At 67.5% G+C, this 3147-nt stretch carries 1 protein-coding gene; it reads left to right on the plus strand.

Features of this window, described 5'->3' with window-relative positions; translation table 11 throughout:
* Positions 1-633: 633 nt before the first annotated feature.
* Positions 634-3147: right-handed parallel beta-helix repeat-containing protein (locus tag AB0G02_RS32890; RefSeq protein ID WP_360802042.1), on the plus strand; the 2514-nt coding region annotated here is incomplete at its 3' end.

Here is a 3147-nt window from a genome sequence, read left to right on the forward strand (position 1 = left end):
TGGCGGCGGCTCCACCCCTCGTCCGGAGCCGCCGCACGGTGCCCCACGGGAGGAGCATCCGACGCCCCGGTACACCGGCGGTACATGCGCGCGGGTCCGCACCGGAGGTCGAGCGCGGGCAGGAGCGGCCCACTTGTGACCTGTTAGCGCTAACAGCGCTGGGCACGGCGATTCTGGGTCAGGCACACGCGACCACCGCCGCCGCCCGGTCGGACGAGCAGGTCGGCGGCGGCCACGGCGACAACCGACGTGCCCGCAGGTGACGACTCGCCGGCTCGAACGCACGACCTGCGCCGTTCGCACCGGGCAGATCGGCACCGGACGGGGTCCTGTACCGCGAACTCCGGGCCGCGCCTAGCCGTGTTAGCGATAACAACGGTGGCATATATATGACATTGCTCCAGGTGCCGGGCGTGGCTAGCTTGCCGGAAGGCGACGGTGTGGAGGACATCGGGTTCCCTCACCGCGGCCGCTCCGGTGACCACCTCCCCAGGCGACCACGCCCGCACCACGTCACCGACCACCGGAGTCGGCCACCGGAGTCGGCCACCGGCTCACCGGCGGCCTCGGCCACCTCAACCGTGGCGCACTGTCCGGCCCGTCCGCTCAGGGACGGGCGAAAGGGAGAACAAGGTGAAAACAGCCATCATCGCCGGAAGGTCGTTGGTAGCCCTTGCGGTGTTCGTGTCCTCCGCACTGCTGCCGACCCTGGCGAACCAGCCCACTGCCTCCGCCGCCACCCAGGCGACGTACTACGTCGCTCCCGACGGCAACGACGCCAACCCCGGCACGATCACGGCCCCGTTCAGGACCGTGCCGCGCGCCCGGGACGCCGTTCGCACGGTCAACGCGAACATGTCCGGCGACATCTACGTCTACCTGCGCGGCGGCAACTACCCGGTGAGCAGCACCGTGGACTTCACGGCGAGCGACTCGGGCACGAACGGGTTCCGGGTGGTGTACTCCGCCTACCAGAACGAGAAGCCGGTGCTGAACGGCGGCGTGCAGGTGACCGGCTGGACGCAGCACAGCGGCAACATCTGGAAGGCCCCGCTCACCCGGGCCAACAAGCTGCGGGCGCTCTACGTCAACGACAAGCGCGCCTTCATGGCGACCAAGACGATCAACTCGCAGGGGTGCTACGGCACGTACAACGTGACCGCCGGCCAGGCGCCCTGGGCGTTGGAATCGGGCTCGCAGTGCGACGGCGCGAAGTATAGCACGGGCGACCTGCCCGCCATCACCCGGAACGCCGAGGACATCGAGATCGAGACGGCGACGACCTGGACCACGGCCATCGCGGGCGTCCGGCAGGTCACCACGAGCAGTGACGGCGCCAGCCGGGTGGCGCTGTTCCAGCAGCCCGGTGCGGCCATCGCCCAAGGCGCGTTCAACGGCAACTTCCAGGCCGGTGGCACCCACAAGTTCATGAACGCCTACGAGTTCCTCGACTCGCCGGGCGAGTTCTACTTCGACAAGTCGAGCCAGACCGTCTACTACTACAAGACCGACTCCGAGAACATGACGACGGCGACGGTGTACGCGCCGAACAACGTGTCCACCCTGCTCCGGGTCGCCGGCACGTCGACGAGCAACCACGCGCGCAACATCACGTTCACCGGCCTCACGGTGCAGCACTCCGACTGGAACCTCTTCACTGTGGCCGGCTCGGCGTTCAAGCAGGCGCAGCAGGGCAACCTCGGCAACACCGTGTACGTCAAGGGCAACTTCCACGTCTACTACTACCGCAACGTGGACACCGCGCCCGGCATCATCCAGCTGGAGAACGCCGACAACGTCCTCCTGCTCCGCAACCGGGTGCAGCACACCGGCGTCGACGGCATCAACATGGTCAACGACGTGCAGAACACCCAGTTGATCGGGAACTTCACGAACGACGTGGCCGGGTCCGCCATCACCGTGGGCCACCCGCAGCACGTCTACATCGGGGACTACACGTCGACGAACCGCGAGAAGTACCCCGTGCAGGTCGAAGGGCTCCCGAAGAACATCGAGATCAAGAACAACTACCTCTACGACAGCGCGGTGCTGTTCAACGGGCACAGCCCCATCTCCGCGTACTTCGTCGACACGCTGACCGTGCAGCACAACCGGATCGAAAAGGCCCCGTGGAACGGCATCACGCTGGGCTGGGGCTGGTGGAACTTCGACGGTTCGTCGGGCTCGATCGCGCCCAACCGGCCGACGACCACGGCGCGCAACAACAACATCAGCTACAACCAGATCATCGACACCGTGCAGCGCCTGAACGACACGGCTCCGATCTACACGCTCGGCAACCAGCCGGGGACCATGATCACCAACAACTACCTCCAAGGCGTCCCGTCCGGGCACAAGTACGGACTGCACCCCGACGAGGGCTCGGCGAACATGACCTTCCGCGACAACGTGCTGAGCGTGGACAAGAACGTCACCTGGCTCATCAACTCGGACGACTTCGGGCGCAAGCACGACCTGAGCATCACGCAGACCTACGGGCCGATCAACAAGGTCTCCCAGAAGAGCCTGCCGAACAGCACCATCCAGGACATCCTCGTCTACTCCGACTACGTCTGGCCCGCGGCGGCCTACGGCATCGCCGTGAACTCCGGGCTGGAGGACGCCTACCGGGACATCATCCCGCAGAGCACCCTCTCCCTGCCGGACTACGTCCTGCCGGCCAGCACGTTCGTCGGCAGCGGGTCGTCCTCGATCCCGATCCGGAGCGCCGGCGACGCGACCCGGACCGTCTGGCTGGCCCCCTCGGGCACGACGACCTTCACCGCCGGCCCGACGATGACCAGGGCGAGCGGCACGGCGACGACCATCGACGTCCCGACCACCTCCGGTGACTACCGGCTCTACGTCGTGGACGCGCAGGGCAACCGGTCGGCCGAGTCGAAGTCGCTCGCCCGGCGGCAGGGTGGCGGCAGCCAGCAGAGCGGCACGATCGTGGGCGGCCAGTCCGGCCGGTGCGTCGACATCAGCGGCGCGAGCACGAGCAACGGCGCCCAGGCGCAGCTGTGGGACTGCCACGGCGGCACCAACCAGCGCTTCACCTACACCTCGGGCAAGCAGCTGCAGGTGCCGATGCACGAGGTGTACGGGATGACCGAGAACAGCGCGGTCGCCACCGGCAACCGGCCC

Source organism: Actinosynnema sp. NPDC023658 (genome assembly GCF_040639995.1).
GTDB lineage: Bacteria > Actinomycetota > Actinomycetes > Mycobacteriales > Pseudonocardiaceae > Actinosynnema.